The organism is Streptomyces sp. DH12 (genome assembly GCF_020873895.1).
GTDB lineage: Bacteria > Actinomycetota > Actinomycetes > Streptomycetales > Streptomycetaceae > Streptomyces.
On record NZ_JAHWGT010000820.1, the window covers coordinates 1 to 481 of the forward strand.

At 73.6% G+C, this 481-nt stretch carries 1 protein-coding gene; it reads right to left on the reverse strand.

Features of this window, described 5'->3' with window-relative positions; translation table 11 throughout:
- Positions 1-481, reverse strand: a 481-nt coding sequence (locus LPA54_RS37250) for an alpha-amylase family glycosyl hydrolase (protein ID WP_267487991.1), incomplete at both ends; no start/stop codon positions are given.

The following is a 481-nucleotide window of genomic DNA, read 5'->3' on the forward strand; positions in this document are numbered from 1 at the left end:
GCGTACAACTACCAGGGCGAGGAACTGGGCCTGCCGGAGGTCGTCGACCTGCCCGACGACGTGCTCACCGACCCGATCTTCCGCCGCACCGGCAGCCGCGCCCGCATCCGCGACGGCTGCCGGGTGCCGCTGCCCTGGTCCGGACACGCCTCGCCGTTCGGCTTCACCTCCGGCGCCGGGCAGCGCCAGCATCAGCAGCGCGGCGGCGCGGGCGCGGGCGGCGCCGAGTCCGCTGCCCTCGGGGGCGGGTTCGCCGTAGCGGGTGACCGTGCGCACCTGGTCGTGGTTGTTGAGCACCCAGGTGACGGTCGAGCCGGTGCCGGCGATGTCCTGCATGGCCTCGGAGATGACCTTGCGGAAGGCGTCGGCGTCCCAGGGCGCGCCGAGCAGGTCGAAGAAGAACGCCTGGTGGAGCTCGTCGGGGCGGACGTACTTGGCGTGCTCGCGGGAGGACGGCACGGAGACCTCGCCGACCAGGACG